The sequence below is a fragment of the Micromonospora sp. NPDC049662 genome (assembly GCF_040675055.1).
Taxonomy (GTDB): domain Bacteria; phylum Actinomycetota; class Actinomycetes; order Mycobacteriales; family Micromonosporaceae; genus Micromonospora.
The window spans coordinates 71,404-87,895 of record NZ_JBFAOC010000013.1 but is presented as its reverse complement, the minus strand read 5'-3'; the positions used below and the strand labels follow the sequence as shown (position 1 = coordinate 87,895).

Below are 16,492 nucleotides of genomic sequence, written 5' to 3'. Positions count from 1 at the left end.
GGAGGCTCTGACCAGTGCGCGGCTATCTCTTCAGGCGCGGATCCTCCTGCACCTTCAGGGCGTTGAGGATCGGATCGCCCTCGCCCTTCTCCCGGGTGAACTGGATTGTCAGATCGCCACCGGGGTGCTCGACCGTGACCGTGTTCGCATCGACGGTCAGCGCGCCCACCTTCGCCTGCACGTCGTGGTCGTACAGCACGACCTTGCCGTCGGCGAGCACGTCGAAGGCGCGCTTGCCGGCCTTGACCTTCTCGAGCTCCGCGAAGTCGAGGCCGATCCGGTACGTGCCGGCGGGGGCGTTCTTGAACACGTAGCTGAACGTGTCGCCGGTCCGCTGGGTGCGGAACAGCGCGTCGTCCGTCGTACCGGCGATGTCGGCCTTGGTGGTGTGCGCCTTACCGCCCACGTAGCCCCACTGCCGCGAGCCGAGCGCCTGGTCGGGCGCCCAGAAGAAGCCCGAGGCGTCGACGTACCCGGACCCGCCCGCGTCGACGCCCTTCCAGTAGGCCGACGTCGCCAGGCGGACCGGCTTGAGCTGGCTCTCACCCTTGCCGGCGTTGGACGCCACGAGCACGTCCCCGACGAGTACGCCGGGCTTGATGCCGGCGTTGTCGGCCGTCACCGTGACCGTGGTCGACGTGCCGACCGCGAGCGTGACCGGGCCGGTCGCGGCCGGGCCCGTGAGGGTCAGCCACGGCAGGTCGGCGGCCTCGTGCCCACCGTCGTCGGTGCGCTTCTGCTCGCTGACCCGCACCTGAAGCGGCGCGGAACCGGTGTTGGTGACGGTCACGTCGGCCGTCGCCTGCTGGCCCTTGTCGAGGAGCCAGTCGAGGTCAGTTGCGGCGACGGTGGCGATGCCCGTGGTCAGCGCCGTGTCGACCACCTCGGCCTGGTCCTTCTTGGCGATGGTCACGGGGTGGCTGGCGGTGACGTAGTTCGGCGCCTCCACCTGCACCGTGTTTCCGCCGACCAGCGCCTGGGCCTTCCACCGGCCCTTCACGTCGGTGGTGATGACCCGTTCACCGGCCGGCCCCTTGAGCGTGACGACCGCGCCCTCGATCGGCTTGCCGTCGTTCCTGTCGGTGACCGTGCCCTCGATCGTGCCCGCGGCCGGGAGCGTGTACTCCAGCCCCAGGCCGGCCTTCAGGACCGGCTCGTTGAAGGAGTACTGGCCCGCGGGGTTGCGGTTCAGGCTCTCCACACCGACCGTCGCCGACGAACCCTTGGTGAGGGGGTTGTCGCCGCCGACGCCCTCGCCGTACCCGATCTGGATCCGTCCGTCGGCGATCAGGGTGACCGAGAAGCTCACCCGGGCGCTCGGGTCAGCGAAGAAGGTGACGTTCCGCCATTCGATGACCTGCGCCGCCACTCCGTCCACCTCGGTCGTGCCGAAGTAGATACCCGCCTCGTCGTCGACGACGAGGTCGTCCCAGAACGGGTAGATCGCGTCAATCGGGTACGGCGACGGCAGCGCCGTGTTGCTGCCCGACGTGGCGGCGCGGTCGAAGACGAGCGTGCCGTTCGTCGTGACGCACACGCCGTCCCAGGCCGTGTCGTAGAACGGCTGCAGGTAGTCGGAGCTGAACCACAACGGGCCACAGAGGTCGTCGCCCAGCCACCCGGACTCCTGGGTGCCCTGGCGGTAGAGCCCCTCGGTCACCTTCATCGAGTACGAGCGACCGGCGGGGGCCACCGGTACCGGGCCGGGGTCCGGCTGTTCGGGCTGGGGATCCGGCTCCGCCGCGTCCGCCCGCGGGTCGAGCGTCACCCGCAGCGCGGCGATGCTCGGGGCCTTCAGGCCCTTCGAGCCCCGCAGTTCCACCGTCAGCGGACCGCCGTCGTGCTGCACGACCGCGGTACGCCAGTCGGCGGTGTTCGGTCCCACGGCGGCGGCCGGGTCGTACGCGTAGTTCGTCAGCGTCCCGTCCACGAGGACGTCGAACACCCGCTTGCCCTTCGGCGCCTTCTCGATCTCGGCGAAGCCGAAGTCGATCGCGTAGGTGCCCTTGGGCGCGTCCGGGAAGCGGTAGAACAACTGCTTCTCCGGCGTGCTGCGCTGCGACTGGAACAGGAGGTCGTCCGTCGTGCCGGCGATCGGGGCCTTCGTGGAGGTGACCTTCGTCTTGCCCTCGTAGCCCCACGACTTCTTGCTCGCCGGCTGGTCGGCGGACCACGTGTAGCCGGTGCCGTCGGTGAGCTTCGCGCCGCCGGCGTTGACGCCGACCTGGTACTTCGTGGTCGTGAGCGTCACCGGCACGTACGTCTTGGACTGGCGTCCGGAGTCGGACCGCACGACGATGTTCGCGCCGAGAACACCCGGCTTGGCGTCCTTCGACGAGATCGAGACCTGGACGGTCGTCGACTGACCCGGCGCGAGGGTGCCGCCGGTCGAGGAGAGCGACAGCCACGGCAGGTCGGTGAGCAGGTCGTCCTCGACGTCGACGAGGACGACGTCGTCGGCGATCTGGTCCGCCGCCCACAGCGCGCCGGTGGAGTCGGTCTCGAGGCCGCCGCCCTGGCCCACCTTCTGGCCCGGGAACCACCACGCGTTCACCAGCGAGCAGTCGTCGGGGTCGACCTGCAACAGCCGGGTGGGCCGGTTCGAGGTGAGGTCGGTGTACCAGATGGTGTCGGACGCCTGGTTGTAGGCCAGGCCCATCACCTCGGGCAGCGGCGGCGTGCAGAAGGACAGCAGCGCGCCCGGGTTGTCGTGCGAGGTGCCGGCGACCGTCCCGATCATGCCGTTCGCCCGGCCACCGACGTAGAACACGTCCCGGGCCGGGTTGTAGGCGAGGCCGGTGAGCTGGAGCGTGGACCAGTCACCCTTGATCTGCCGCGTCTCCTTGCCGGTCTCCCGGCTGAAGCAGTGGATGTAGCTGGCCGGGCTGTCCTCCATCTGGCACATGTCACCGGTCTTGGTGTCGAGCGCCATGTCGAAGGCCCGGTACGCGGGGTTCCACGACGCGTCGAAGACCTTCGACGTCTTCTTGCCGGTCACCGTGTAGGCGGTGTTGGTCCGCGCGTTGTAGTCGTGGACCCAGACGTCGCCGTCGTACCCGATGCCGGAGGGCTCCTTCTCGGCGATCGTGCCGGGAATGGCGATCCGGGTGATGACGTCTCCGCCGGAGGTCGCGCCGACCCTGGCTGCCGCCTGGGCCTCCGCGAGGCTCGGCGTGGCGGGCTTGCCGTCGACGTTTGACGGCTTCATGCCGCTCGCACCGGCCTTCCAGCCGGCGAGGTCGATCGTGCTTGCCGCGCCCACGCCGGTACGCGCGGTGGCGCCGGTGGCGTCGAGCTCGGGGTGCCGCGCGGCCTCGCCCAGGTCGTACGTGAGCGGGGCGGAGCCGGTGTTGGTCAGCGTCAGCGAGCCGACGCCGTTCTGGTCGGTACCCAACAGCGTCTCGAGGCCGTCGGCCTTCAGACCGGCGACACCCGTGGTCAGACGCGCGTCGATCTTGGCCTGCGCGTAGAGCTTGTCGAGCGAGAACGGGTACGACCCGGTCGTGTAGTTCGGCGCCTCGACCGTCATGGTGTAGTCGCCCAGCGGAAGCTGGCGGTGCACGAGACCGGTTCCGTTGGTCGTGACGGCCTCGACGAGCCCGTCCTTGGTGCTGAAGGAGACCTTGGCGCCGGCCACCGGCAACCCGTCGTTCTTGTCCACGACGGTCGCGTCGAGGTACCCGAAGTCCGGCAGGTCGTAGGTGACGATCATCCCGTCGCGCAGCACCGGGGCGTGATCGGAGAACCGGATGCCGTCGACGCCGGCCCAGCCCTGGATGCCGGTGACGGCGTTCGCGCCGGCGGTCACCGGGTCGTCGGTTCCGACGCCGTCGCCGTACCCGAAGATCATCGTGCCCGAGCGGGTGAAGGTGGCCGAGAAGTTGACCGGTTCGGTGTACTCCGACCGGGTCGGGTAGGCCCAGATTTTGGTGTTGCGGTACTCGACGACGAACGCGTCCTCACCGTTGACCTTGGTGGCGGCCGTGAAGACACCGCCGCCGGGGGCGAACTCGGCGGGGCTCTCCATGTAGAACGGGAAGGCGCCCGCGCCGCCGTAGCCGGGACCGGTGCTGCCGTCCGGGGCGATCACGCCACGCAGGCCGACGCCGAGGGTGTCGTGGCTGCCGTTGTACAGCGCGATCGGGAACGGCAGCTTCACCGTCGCCCACACACCGCTGCCGAAGGTGACCTGCTCGGTGCCGCGCAGGTACTCGCCCTCGGTGACGGCGCAGCTGTAGCCGCCCTTGTCGACGACGAGCCCGACCGGGATCTCGGGCGACTCGTTCTGTGCTCCCACGGTCAGCGGGAGCGTCTTCGGCGAGAAGCACGAGTTGGGCGTGACGGCCAGCTTGTACGCGCCCTCGGGGACACCGGTGATCGTGAACGCGCCGTTGGCGTCCGTGCGTACCGGCTTCAGCGGCGTGTCCCGGATCGCGACGTCCGCGTTCGGCACGGGCCGCTTCCTGTCGTCCACGACCCGGCCGCCGATGTCGTGCTTCGCGGCGGCCGTGAGCGGCAGCGTGACGGAGGTGTCCTGGCCGAGGGTGACAGCGACGGTGGCGGTCGCGGTCAGGTACCCGAACACCCTGGTGGTGAGCTGGTAGTCGCCGACCGGCAGGTTCGTCGTGAAGCGGCCGTCCTTGTCGGTGCCGATCGACCGGCTGAACGGCCCGCTGATCGTCACCTCGGCGGCGGGGACCGGGGCGCCGTTGGCGGTCACGACACCGGTGAGGGTGCCACCCTTGCGGGGCGCGAGCTCGAGCAGGCGGACGAGGTCGAGCCGGCCCTCGCCGTACTTGTTGTTGAGCTCGGCGGTGCCGCCGCACTCGGTGTCGTCGACGTCGGTCGCCGACTCGGCGAGCAGGCGACGGGTCTCGTCGACCTGCCCGATCAGGGTCGGGTCGTAGCTCCAGAGCGCCGCGACCGCGCCGGCGACGTGCGGTGCCGCCATCGACGTACCGGCCATCTCGACGTAGCTGTTGTTCGGATAGGACGAGCGGACGTTGACACCCGGCGCGGAGATCTCGGGCTTGATCCGACCGCCCTCACCCGCGCCCTTGCGGGAGAACGCCGCGAGCGTGCCGTCCTCCGAGTAGGCGCCGACGGAGTAGGCGGTCGCCGCCGAGCCCGGCGAGGAGACCGTGTCACAGGCCGCGTACGGCACGGTGTTGCCCGACGACCAGGTGCTGAAGATGCCTGCGGCGGTCCAGGCCTCGTCGATGGCCTGGAAGAAGTCGTCGAAGTTGTGTTCGACGTCCTGGCCCCACGAGTTGTTGACGACGTGCGGGCGCTTGGACGGGTCGGGGTTGTTGCCCTCAAGGTCGGTCGGGGCGAGCAGCCACCAGCCGGAGCGCAGCAGCGACTCGACACCGGTCCTCTCGCAGCAGCCGTTCGTCGCGATCCACTGCGCGTCCGGGGCGACGCCGACGTGGTCGGTGCCGTCGACGCCGACCATGGTGCCCATGGTGTGCGTGCCGTGTCCGTTGTCGTCGCACGGCGCGGCCGAGCACGATCCCCGGGTGGCCATCCAGTTGTAGTTGTGGTCGACGGTGCCGTCCGGCTTCGCGCCACGGTACTGACGCGACAGGGCGGGGTGGTCGAACTGGACGCCCGAGTCGAGGTTGGAGACGGTGATACCCGCGCCGGTGGCGCCCATGGCCCACGCCTGCGGGGCGTGGATGGCCTCGAGACCCCACGTGACGGTGTCGTCCGCGCCGGCCTTCGGGGCCGCGGGTCGGGCCGCCTGGTCAGCGGGGAGCTTCTGCTCCACGGGCTGTACCAGGGCGACCTGCGGCGTGGCGTGGATCTCGGCGACCTGCACCCGCGCGGCCACGTCGAGAGCGAGCTTCTCGGTGCCGCCCTTGACGAGTACGGCGTTGGCGATCGGGTAGGGGGTGTACTTGACCCCGGCCCGGTCGAGTTCGGTGGAGACGGAGGCCAGGGAGCTCTTCGACGCCGTGGCCAGTGCGTCGTAGACGAACTGACCACGGGCCGTCCAGTCGGCGATCTTCTTCGCCGGCCCGAGGTCGGGCTTCGTGTCGAACGTGATCCAGAAGTCGGAGGCCGGCTGCGTGCGGAAGCGGTCCTTCAGGGTCGGCGCGATCTTCCTGGCCGCCGTGCCGGGATCCGGCTCGGCGGCGGACGCCGGTATCGGCTGGAGCATGCTCAGGCCGACCGCTGCGGCCAGCGTTGCCGCGAGGGCTTTGAATCTCATCGGGGTCCTTCGCCTACAGGGGTTGGTAGGGGTCGTGGCTCTCGTGGTCGACGGCACCGTCGGCGTCGCGTACGTCGGAGGCGTCGCGCGGGGTGACGCGCGATTCGCCGAGCCGCTCGGGTGGCGGCTGGTGTTCGAGGGCGGAGTCGTCAGGCACGACGGGACGCTCAGGCATTCATCGCCCATGGGCTATGGATCATGGACTCATGCTCGGTGAGCCGGGTGGCCTTAGCTATCCGGCGGATACGTCAAAATTCACGATGCGTTGTCGAGGGATTCGTCCTCGGCGAACACACCGGCCTCCACCGCCTTGACCGCGAGCGCGGTCCGGCTGCTCACCTTCAGCTTGCGCATCGCCGCGCGTAGCTGCTGGTCCACCGTGGCCGGCGACTTGGCCAGGATCCGGCTGATCTCCCGGTTCGTCTTGCCCGCGACGACCAGTTGGACCACGTCGAGCTCGCGGGGTGAGAGCTGGTCCCCGTACCCGCGTCGGCCGCCGCGCCACAGTCGCGGGACCTCGGCGCCGTGTTCGCGAAGCCGCTGTGCGACACGGTCCGCGTCGCCGCGGGCGCCGAGCCGGAACAGCCGCTCGTACTGTGCCGCCAGCAGCTCGCCGCCCTGCTCGGTCCGGCCCTGCGCGATGATCGCTTCGGCTTGGCGCTCGCGGGCGCGCAGCGCGTCGTACGGACGCGGCAACGCGCTCCAGGCGCGCGCCGCGCGGTCGTACGCCGTCGCCGCGCGGGCGTGCTCCCCGGACGCGGCGAGCAGCAGGGCACGACACACGGTGAGCGCGGCGCGCGGCGCGGGCGCCGTACGACCGCGCAGTCCCCTGGCGAACTGGTCGGTCAGGCGGGTCGCGGCCGTCAGGTCACCGGCGGCGAGGTGCGCCTCGATCCGGGCGGGGACGAGGTCGGTCGCCCAGACCCAGACGCCCTTTCGCCGGACGGTCTCCATCGGCTCGTTCGTGATTCGCAGGGCTCGGCCGCTGTTGCCGTCCGTCAGCCACAACCTGGCCAGCGCCGCGGCGGCCTCCATCGTGTCGTCGGCCGCGCCGAGACGGGCGGACTCCTCGAGGACGAGTCGGAACTGCTCCTCGGCGACCCGCCGCCGTCCGGCTGCGGCCGCCAGGCGGGCGGCGAGGCGAACGCTGCCCAGGTAGTGCGCCGGCCGGTCCCGGTCGGCCTCGGCGAGTGCCGCGCTCGTCTCCGCCAGGCCGTCCCACCGACCGGTGAGCCACGCCAGGTTGGCCTGTTCGAGTCGGACGTTGTGCTGCAACCGGGACGCCTGCTCGACCTCGGCGAGACTCATGGCCACGTCGAGGTGTTGCTCGGCGTCGGCGTACCGGCCCCAGATCAGCGCGCCGGTACCGACATTCGTGTGGATGCGGGCCACGTCGAGACGCTCTGCCGAGGTCGAGCCACCGAGGGGCAGGTCGGCGACGACCTCCCACGCCTCCTCCTCGCCCAGCATGAGCAACGCCGCGGCGCGGTTCCCGGCCAGGTTCAGCCTCTCGGCGGGGGAGTCGATCTGGGCGGTGAGATCGGCGGCGCGATCGAGCCATCGCCGATGGGTGGACGCCGGCCACGGTCCCGCGTAGGCCCAGCCGAGGTAGGTCATCGCCCGAGCCGCCTCGACCGGGTCGTGGTCGAGGTTGGCGACCGCCTGCTCCAGCTCGCGCAGGGCCGCCTGCGCCTCACCCCCGGTGATGAGAAGCCGACCCAGGGGGTTGCGGATCTCGGCCTGCTGCCGGGCGGAGAGGCCGGGGGTCTCCAGCACCGAGCGCAGGGTACGGATCACCCGGTGGTGGACCTGGTCGACCTCTTCCCGGCGGCCCAGGGCGGCGACTCCGGCGATACGGGCGACCCGCGCCCGGTCCACCGGCGGCAGCACGGCCCACGACAGCAGGTCGACAAGCAGGTCGACCGCCTTGGTGTGGTCGCCCGAGGCGATGGCCAACTCGGCGCCCTGTTCGGCGTACCGCGCCCAGGACGGGGTCTCGCCGGCCTCTCGGAAGTGGTGGGCGAGGCGCGCCACGGGCGGCGGGTGGAGGTGCTCCAGGGCGCGCCCGGCCAGCAGATGAACGTGTCTGCGGTCGGTCAGCGGAATCGACTCGTAGACCGCGGTGGCGGCCAGCACATGCCGGAAGCGCCACCTGCCGCGGTCGTCTCCGTCCAGGACACCGGCGTTGGCCGCCTCCGCGATGGCGGCCCGGCACGCGGCCGGCGACAGGCCCGCGGTCATCGCGATCGTCGCCGCCGAGGACCGTTCCGCCAACGTCGCCGCGGCGCGCAACGCCTGCTGCGCCGTGGGCGACAGGCGGCTCACCCGCTCCCGGGTGGAGTCGCGCACCGTCGGCGGCACCTGTAGCTCGCGCAGCTTCAGTCGGACCCACTGGCCGTCGCGGAAGACGAGATCGGCCCGATCGCACATGAGACGGACCGACTCTTCCAGGGCCAGCGGGACGCCGCCGGTCCGTTCGTGCATGAACGCCGTGAACTCCTGCGAGATCGGATTGCCGTCCAGCATGGAGGAGACCAGCGCCGCCGTGTCGTCGGGTCGCATGGGCGCGAGGGCGATCCTCAGCTGCGTCACGCCAGCGGGCAGCCGGGACGTCAGCCGTAGCAACAGCGATCCGTCGTCGACCTCCTCGGGCCGGTAGGAGATGACGAGGCTCGGACCGTCCGAGTGCTGTCGGGAGATGACGAACAGCAGGAACTCCAGCGTCACCTCGTCGGCCCAGTGCGCGTCCTCGAGGACGAGGACGTCGACCCGCAGCGCCCGCAGCAGCTCTTCCAGGGCGCGGAACAGTCGATGCCGGGCCGCCTTCGCGTCGTCCAGGGGCGGCAGCGCGGGCGGCAGGCTCGCGGACCATTCGGGGAACAGGGGCCGGAGCGCGCCCGCGAGCGCGGTGAGCCGCAGCCGCGACACCGGACTGTCGATCCCCCGGAACGCGTCGACGATCGGCCCCAACGTGAGCGACTCGCGCAGCGGTGGGCACACCGACACCAGGGCGGTGCGCCGGGCCGGGGCGGAGTGCCACTCGCGTAGCAGCCGGCTCTTGCCGATGCCCGCCTCGCCCTCCACCAGCACGATCGCCGGTGGCCGGGCCAGGGCGCCCCGCAGTGCCGCCAGCTCCCGGTCACGACCCACGAAGCGCGGGGTGGCGACGGTTGGCGCGATCCCGTCGTCCTCGTTTGAGGCGTCGAGCATGCGTGATGATCTCGCTTTTCGGCGCGTGGACACAAGACCATCGCCGCCGGTGGTCGCGGGCGACCTTGCGAAAATCATCTTAGTCATTAAGATAACGGCATGGGCATATCGACGGACTTCTCGGTGGCTATCGCCGGCGGCGGCCTCTCCGGTCTCTGCCTCGCCCAGTACCTGACGCGAGCCGGCATCGACGCGCACGTCTACGAGCGGGACCCCGGCCCCTTCGTCCGGCGGCAGGGCTACCGGATCATCCTCGACCGGTACGGGTTGGCGGCGTTGCGCGAGAGCCTGCCCCGTCCGCTGTACAACCTGGCGCTGGCCACCGGCGACGAGCCCGGCGGACACCTCCGCTTCACCGACAGCCGACTCCGGGACGCGTTCACCATCGCCTTCAAGGACGAGCCGTACGCGACCCGCCAGGTCGATCGGTTGACGCTGCGCTCGATCCTGCAGACCGGGCTCGACGGGCGGATCCACTACGGCAAGGAGGCCGTCGCGGTGGACAGCGGCGGCCCGGCCGGGCTGCGACTGCGGTTCTCCGACGGTGGGGCCGTCGCGGCGACCGTCGTCGTGGGCGCGGACGGCGTGGGCTCGGCACTGCGGGCGCAGCTCATGCCCGACGCGGCCCCGGCGAGCGCGCCGATGGCGGGCATCTACGGCCGGTCGCCCCTGCGCCGCAACGGGGAGAGCATGATCCCGGACGCGCTGCGCGACAGCGGCGTCCTGGCCATCGCCGATCGACCCGGCCTCGCCTTCTTCTTCACCTCCATGCGGTTCGGCGAGAGGCCACGGGAGGCGTTCGCGCGGCTGGCCCCGGGCAGCTACGCGCCCACCGGCGACGACTACGTGATGTGGGGACTGCTGCTACCGCAGGAGGAGGTGCCCATCGGCGTCCGCGGCGACCTGCTGGCGCTCTGGCGACTGGCCGCCGGGATGAGCACGGGCTTCCACCCGCTCATCCGACGGGTGGTCGCCACGGCCGAGTTGGACGCCACTGTGCTCAACCTCTTCGCCACCGGCCGACGCCCGCAGCGGTGGGCGGTGCCCCGGGCGACGATGATGGGCGACGCCGTACACGTCATGCCACCGTTCGGCGCCCACGGTGGTAACACCGCGCTCCGCGACGCGGCCCTGCTCGGCCGCCGGCTGCTCGAGGCTCGGGCGACCGGTCGGGCGGTGGAGGAGGCGATCGCCGCCTACCAGGACGAGATGGTGCCCTACGCCTTCCGCGCCGTCGACACCGCCGGCCGGCTGATGCGCCGTCTCACCGGGGGCGCGACCGCACCACACTGGGTGCTGACCCGCCTGTTACCTCGGCTGCACCGGGTGACCGTGCCGGAGGCATGATTGCGGCATGTCCCAGGTGCCGGCCCGCGCGTCCGCGATCGCCGACCTCATGCGCGCCGGGCGGGAGATGTCCCGGCTCTCCATGGTGTTCCGGTACGCCATCGCGGACCGGCTGGGCCTGACCGTGAGTGACCTGGAGTGCCTGGACTACCTGGCGGACGTCGGGTCCGCTACCGCGGGGCAGGTCGCCGAGCGGACCAACCTCACCACCGGAGCGGTGACCAGCATGTTGCGCCGGCTTCAGCAGGCGGGGTACGTGACGGCCGAGCGTGACCCGGCGGACCGGCGGCGGGTGATCGTCACCCTGCGCCCGGAGCGGATGGCCGAGTTGACGCGGCCGTACGAGCGGTTCGCCGAGGGGGCCGAACGACTCGTCGAGGGCTACAGCGTCGAGGAGGTCGCGCTGCTGGTCCGGCACTATGACCGCATGCAGGCGATGTACCTCGCCGAGTTGGACCGCCTCCGTGGTGGCGACACCGCGCAGCGGGCACGCGGTCAGGCCGGTGAACGGCCGTCGCTCTCCGGGTCCGCGGACGGCCGCGGGTAGCCGGGTGCGCGCTGCGGTCGATCGCAGCGCGCACCGTCGGTGTCCCGCCCGCACGGATGCGGACCGGTGACCTACCGCTCGGGAGCCGCCGTGACCTTGAGTTGCGTGACGAGCAGCAGAGTGTCGGCGTTGAGCCAGTAGTCGGTGATGAGGCCACGCCTGATGCGCAGCGTGTCCGTGCCGGTGAAGCGGACCCGGGTGCCGGGCGCGGCGGTCGCGCCGGGGAAGCCTCCGCCGTACGTGCCGTTGGCGACCCATCGCACGACCACGTGGTCACCGTCGATGATCGGGCCGACCTCGACGGTGAAGCGCAGGTCGGGGAAGGCGGACCGGATCTGGCCGACCAGGTCGGCCATGCCGTGCGGACCCTTGACGGCGCTGCCGTCGCCGCCGTCGAGCAGCGCGGCCCTCACCCGGACGTCCGGGGAGATGATGCGCTCGGCCTGTGTGTAGTCGCCGTTCCAGAGCTGAACCCAGGCGCGGGTCACCTGCCGCGCCTGACCGGCGGTGCCGTGCTCGTCGGGCTGCTGGTGGGCGAAGGCCGTGCCGCCGGCCAGAGCGGGTACGGCGCCGCTGGCGAGCGCCGAGCCGCCGATCAGGAGGGTGGCGATGGTGGCTGCGGGGAGATGCTTCACGGTGACTCCTCAGGTGGGTAACAGTCGTTCGCTTCCGTTACACCATATAACTGCAGTAACCTGATGTCAACGCGAAGGGGAGGTATGGCATGGCGGACCAGACCCGTACGGCCGGTGAGCAGTCGGCGGAGTCGCTTGTCGGGCCGCGCGAGCGCTATCGGCGGCAGGTGCAGGCCGAGGTACGCGCACACGCGTGGAAGCAACTCGCCGAGGCCGGCGCGGCGGGGCTGTCGCTCAAGGCCATCGCCAAGCAGATGGGGATGACCGCACCGGCTCTCTACCGGTACTTCGCCAGTCGCGACGACCTGCTCACCGAGTTGATCCTTGCCGCCTACCGCGACCTGGCACACGTGGTCGAGGCCGCGGCCGGCGCCGGCGCGACCCCACGCGACCGGCTGACCGCGATCGCCACGGTGATCCGTGACTGGGCCCGAAGCGATCCGCACCGCTACCTACTGCTGTACGGGACACCGGTGCCGGGCTACGCCGCTCCGGCCGAGGCCACCGAACTCGCCCGCCGCATCTTCGCCCCGGTGCGAGATGCCTTCGCGCACGCGGGTGAAGATCAGTCGATGCGCCGGTCGCTGACCTTCTGGACCCGCGTGCACGGGGTGATCAGCTTGGAGGTCGCCGGGCACTTCACCGGCATGCCGTTCGACCCGGCGGGCCTCTTCGCCGCCGAGGTCCGGTCCACGCTCAGCGACCTACCCTGAGGTGGGCCGCCTCCGCAGTGGCGACACCGGACGGCGGGGGCGCGGTCAGGTCGCGGAGGGCCGCGGGTAGCCGATCTCGTACGAGATCTGGTCGGCGGTCTCCAGCAGTAGCGGCAGATTGCTCCGCAGCTCGTCGAGGCTCGCGATGACCTCGATCGCGGTGATCGAGACGGCGGCGATGACCTGCCCTCGGGAATCCCTGATCGGTGCGGCCACGCACATCACGTAGGTGTCGTGCTCACCGTTGTCCACGGCCCAGCCGCGTTCCTGGATGGCGGCGAGTTCGGCGTCGAGCGCGCCGCGGTCGGCGAAGGTGGTGTCGGTGAACCTCTCGAAGACGACATGCGAGAGCAGCCGCTCGCGATCCTCAGGGGGCAGGTACGCCAGGATGGTCTTGCCGACGGCGCTCGCGTAGATCGACACCGCGCGCCCGACCCGGGAGGGGAGCTTGACGGCGTCGAACGCCGGGCTGTCCACCTTGTCGATATAGATGATCTCGTCGCCGGTCTGCTGCGCGAGGTGCACGGTGTGGCCGGTCTCGCGTTGTAGCGCACGCAGGTGCGCGGCGGCCGGCTGGCGCAGGTCCATCGAGCCGAGCGCGAGGTCCGCCAGCTCGATCAGCCCGCTGCCGAGCACGTAGGCGCCCGCGCCGGTACGGCGCACGAAGCGCGCGGACTCCAGGGTGTGCAGAATCCGTAGGGCGGTCGACTTGTGCACGCCGAGCACGTCCGCGGCCTCCGTCAGGGACAGCGGACGTTCGGCCGATCGACGGATGAGGTCGATCGCGCGGCGGATCGATTGCGCCAAGGCTGTGTCTCCCCTCGCACGGCGCGGCGTCGCCGCTTCCGTTGCATCATGTGCAATGTAGATGACGCGATGCGCAACCGCCACTTGACAACGTTGCACATGTCGCTACGATCGTTGCAATTTATGAGCTTGACTCCGACTTGTAACGGTGGAGCGACGATGGGTAAGTGGTGCGCTCGGATCGGCTTCGCCGGGGCGACGAATTGACGACGACCGACAGGCCCTCGCGTTCCGGGACCGCCGACGAACCCCGACGCGAGGACTGGGTCGGCACCGCCGCCGAGGCGTTGCCGGACGACGCGGGCAGCGTCCTGATTGGCCGGATCTGGGATCCGTCCGTCAGCGGCCCCACACCCGTGGTCGTCCGCGACGGTGAGGTCCTCGACCTGAGCCACCGGTTTGCGACCGTCCGGGACATCTGCGAGCTGCCCGACCCCGCCGCGACCGTGGTCGGGCTCGACGGGGCGCGGGTGGGGGACTTCGGGGAGATCCTGGCCAACACGGCGGTCACGACCCGCGACCGCGACCGGCCCTGGCTGCTGACCCCGGTCGACCTGCACGCGCTCAAGGCCGCCGGCGTGACCTTTCCCATCTCGATGATCGAGCGCGTCATCGAGGAGCGGGCCCGCGGCGACCTGGCGCTCGCGGCGGACATCCGGCAACGGATGTTCGCCGACATCGGCGTCGACCTGCACCACCTGGAACCGGGCTCGGCCGAGGCCGATCGACTCAAGAGCCTGCTGGTCGCCGAGGGCATGTGGAGCCAGTACCTGGAGGTGGGGATCGGTCCGGACGCCGAGATCTTCACCAAGGGGCAGATCCTCTCCGCCGTCGGCACCGCCGTCGACGTGGGCGTGCTCGCCGCGTCGACCTGGAACAACCCGGAACCCGAGATCACGCTCATCGTCCAGTCCAGCGGCCGGATCGTCGGCGCCACCCTGGGCAACGACGTGAACCTGCGCGACATCGAGGGCCGCTCGGCGCTGCTGCTTCCCCTGGCGAAGGACAACAACGCCTCCTGCGCCCTGGGTCCCCTGATCCGGCTCTTCGACGACCGGTTCGGCCTGGAACGGGTGCGCGAACTCGAGGTCCGCCTGGAAGTCCACGGCGCGGACGACTTCCGGCTCGAGGCGGTATCGGAGATGACGCGGATGTCGCGCGACCCGGAGGACCTGGTGCGGCAGCTCATCGGCCCGCACCACCACTATCCCGACGGCGCGGCCCTGATGCTCGGCACCATGTTCGCGCCCATCCAGGACCGGGGTAGCCCCGGTGAGGGCTTCACCCACCAGGTCGACGACGTGGTACGGATCAGCTGCCCGGCGCTCGGCACCCTGGTCAACCGGGTGCGGCACGCCCAGGAGTGCGAGCCCTGGCACTTCGGCATCCGCGACCTCATGGGCAATCTGGCAAGGAGGGGACTGCTGTGAACGTGGTCAGCACGGTCGATCCGCGCGACGGCCAGCGCCGCGCGACGGATCTCACCGAGACCGACGAGTCAGGGGTGGACGTGGTCGCCGGCCAGGCGTCCCGGGCGACGCGCTGGTTGGCCGACCTGGGAAGGCACGGCCGGGCGGAGCTGCTGGACGCCATCGCCGCGTCCCTGGAATCCCGTCGGAAGGACCTGGTCGCGGCCGCCGAGGCGGAGACCGGGCTGGCCCACGCGCGGCTGGACTCCGAGCTCACCCGGGCCGCGGTCCAGTTCCGGATGTTCGGCGACGTGCTCCGCGACGGCGCGTACGTCGAGGCCGCCATCGACCACGCCGCCGACACCCCACTCGGACCCGGTCCGGACGTGCGGCGGATGCTCGTACCCCTCGGGCCGGTCGCCGTCTTCGGCGCCAGCAACTTCCCGTTCGCCTTCTCGGTCGCGGGCGGGGACACGGCCGCCGCGCTCGCCGCCGGCTGCCCCACGGTCCTGAAGGCCCATCCGTCGCATCCGCTGACCTCGCACGCGTCCGCCGCCGCGATCGAGGCGGCCGTCCGCGACCTCGGCGGGCCCGATGGCGTCATCGGCGTCGTCTACGGGGAGCGGGCCGGTCGCTGGCTGGTGCGGCACCCCGCGATCCGTGCGGCCGCCCTCACGGGCTCGGTCAACGCCGCCCGTGCCATCCAGGCGGCCATCGACGAGCGACCCGATCCCATTCCCCTGTACGCCGAACTGAGCAGCGTGAACCCGATCGTCGTGCTGCCGGGCGCGGCCGCCGACCGGGCCGAGGGGATCGCCGAGGGACTGTTCGCCTCCTTCACCGCCTCCGGCGGCCAGCTCTGCACCAAGCCGGGCCTGGCGTTCGTGCCGGCCGGTCGGGGCGGTGACCAGCTCGTCGACGGTCTGCGCGAGAGGGTCGCCGGCTCCGGCGGCGCGATCCTGCTCAACGAGCGCATCCGGGACGCGTACGAGATCCGGGCGGCCGAGTTCGAGCGGGCCGGCGTCCGCGTCTCGGCGCAGCCGCGGGTCGAGAACGGCGCGGGCTTCGCCGTCGCGCCGAGGCTTCTGGAGGTCGACCTGCCGGGGCTGACCGCCGAGATCGCCGACGAGTGTTTCGGGCCGCTCATGATCGTCATCCGGTACGACGACACCGCCGACCTCGACGCCGCGCTGCACGCCGTCCCGCCGTCGCTGACCGGCTCCGTCCACCGTGGCCCGCAGGACGACGCCGACGTGGTCCGTGGGTTGGTCGACGTGCTCTCCGCCCGCGCGGGTCGCATCGTCTTCGACGGCTATCCCACCGGTGTCCGGGTGTCCTGGGCCCAGCACCACGGTGGGCCCTGGCCGTCGACGAACGCCGTGCACACGTCGGTGGGCGCGACGTCGATCCGACGGTTCCTCCGGCCGCTGGCATGGCAGGACGCGCCGGCCTGGGTGCTTCCCGAGGAGTTGCGCGACGAGTACACCGCGATTGTGCGGCGGATCGACGGGAGGTTGACGCCAGCGGTCGAATAATTGCGTCGACGGTCTCTCGGGTGCATTCTTACGACACCCGCCGCTGACGCGTGGATTCCGTCGCGAAATAGAGCG

Annotated in this window: 10 protein-coding genes; 5 read left to right on the top strand and 5 right to left on the bottom strand. The window is 71.2% G+C overall.

The genetic code is table 11. The annotated features are described in order from the left end of the window. Positions 1-22 precede the first annotated feature (22 nt). The 3 genes from AB0J36_RS13135 to AB0J36_RS13125 form a co-directional block, all read right to left on the bottom strand. Entirely contained in the window at positions 23-6,214 is a 6,192-nt protein-coding gene (locus AB0J36_RS13135; RefSeq protein ID WP_357398536.1) for a S8 family serine peptidase, read from the bottom strand. 13 nt (positions 6,215-6,227) lie between these two features. Beyond that, entirely contained in the window at positions 6,228-6,371 is a 144-nt protein-coding gene (locus AB0J36_RS13130) for a hypothetical protein (RefSeq protein WP_355236120.1), read from the bottom strand. A 98-nt stretch (positions 6,372-6,469) separates the two neighbouring features. Then, positions 6,470-9,424: an AAA family ATPase gene (locus tag AB0J36_RS13125; RefSeq protein WP_357125091.1), complete on the bottom strand. Its 2,955-nt coding sequence runs from the start codon at positions 9,422-9,424 to the stop codon at positions 6,470-6,472. 99 nt (positions 9,425-9,523) lie between these two features. Here AB0J36_RS13125 and AB0J36_RS13120 point away from each other — a divergent pair, with 99 nt between their 5' ends. Further along, the gene (locus AB0J36_RS13120) at positions 9,524-10,771 is read left to right on the top strand and encodes an FAD-dependent monooxygenase (protein ID WP_357125094.1); all 1,248 of its coding nucleotides are present in this window, start codon (positions 9,524-9,526) and stop codon (positions 10,769-10,771) included. A gap of 7 nt (positions 10,772-10,778) precedes the next feature. After that, complete coding sequence (locus AB0J36_RS13115; RefSeq protein ID WP_357169009.1) at positions 10,779-11,318, top strand: MarR family transcriptional regulator; 540 nt, start codon at positions 10,779-10,781, stop codon at positions 11,316-11,318. A gap of 71 nt (positions 11,319-11,389) precedes the next feature. Here AB0J36_RS13115 and AB0J36_RS13110 read toward each other — a convergent pair whose 3' ends face one another. After that, complete coding sequence (locus tag AB0J36_RS13110) at positions 11,390-11,953, bottom strand: ester cyclase (protein ID WP_357125101.1); 564 nt, start codon at positions 11,951-11,953, stop codon at positions 11,390-11,392. A gap of 89 nt (positions 11,954-12,042) precedes the next feature. On the opposite strand from AB0J36_RS13110, the gene AB0J36_RS13105 reads away from it, so the two are divergent. Then, positions 12,043-12,666 carry a TetR/AcrR family transcriptional regulator gene (locus AB0J36_RS13105; protein WP_357125104.1) on the top strand — a complete coding sequence of 208 codons (624 nt, stop codon included), beginning with the start codon at positions 12,043-12,045 and terminating at the stop codon, positions 12,664-12,666. 45 nt (positions 12,667-12,711) lie between these two features. On the opposite strand, the gene AB0J36_RS13100 is transcribed toward AB0J36_RS13105, so the two are convergent. Further along, positions 12,712-13,557, bottom strand: coding sequence for an IclR family transcriptional regulator (locus tag AB0J36_RS13100; protein WP_357125107.1), 846 nt, complete (start codon positions 13,555-13,557; stop codon positions 12,712-12,714). Between the two features lie 119 nt (positions 13,558-13,676). Here AB0J36_RS13100 and AB0J36_RS13095 point away from each other — a divergent pair, with 119 nt between their 5' ends. Both AB0J36_RS13095 and AB0J36_RS13090 read left to right on the top strand, forming a co-directional pair. Then, complete coding sequence (locus AB0J36_RS13095) at positions 13,677-14,903, top strand: fumarylacetoacetate hydrolase family protein (protein WP_357125110.1); 1,227 nt, start codon at positions 13,677-13,679, stop codon at positions 14,901-14,903. Next, positions 14,900-16,417 carry an aldehyde dehydrogenase family protein gene (locus AB0J36_RS13090; RefSeq protein WP_357392601.1) on the top strand — a complete coding sequence of 506 codons (1,518 nt, stop codon included), beginning with the start codon at positions 14,900-14,902 and terminating at the stop codon, positions 16,415-16,417. The genes AB0J36_RS13095 and AB0J36_RS13090 overlap by 4 nt, the downstream gene beginning before the upstream one ends. Positions 16,418-16,492: the final 75 nt, after the last annotated feature.